Origin of the sequence: Mesorhizobium caraganae (assembly GCF_016836705.1) — a bacterium.
In the GTDB taxonomy this organism is placed as follows: domain Bacteria; phylum Pseudomonadota; class Alphaproteobacteria; order Rhizobiales; family Rhizobiaceae; genus Mesorhizobium; species Mesorhizobium caraganae.
Map to the genome: position 1 here is coordinate 1 of NZ_JAFCGY010000167.1, position 422 is coordinate 422.

Genomic DNA, 422 nt, shown 5'->3' on the forward strand with positions numbered 1-422 from the left:
ATGTGATACCCGCCGTGTAATGTATCAGCGCCAGCTTAGCGAGATTGAGGTTGAGAAACACGCGCGCAGGCTGCTCGATGATTGGGCGAAAAAGGTGGCTTCCGGACAGCAGATACCCGATCCGGTGATCAGCATACAGGCAAAGCCAGAGCCCATGAGTACACCTCCGGACACAGGGAGAGACGTTTACCATCCACCAGGGCGAAGTTTCGGGTGCATGCCTAACGCCGCCACCCTTGGGGGAATAACACCGGCGCAGTGGCTGATGGAGGAATACAGGCGGGGAAAGGCGGCAGGATTTATCAAGTAATACCAGCGCGATAGCGCATTTTTTTACGCCTTGATAATTACCTGATGGGTAACAAAATATTCTAAACTCTATTGATTTCGTGTCTTATGTGGTTTTTAATTACCTCAGAGGT

The 422-nt window shown here is 50.9% G+C and carries 1 protein-coding gene; it reads left to right on the forward strand.

All coding sequences use genetic code 11. The features are described from left to right. On the forward strand, positions 1-310 hold a 310-nt coding region (locus JQK88_RS35895), incomplete at its 5' end, for a hypothetical protein (RefSeq protein WP_312037403.1). Positions 311-422 lie beyond the last annotated feature (112 nt).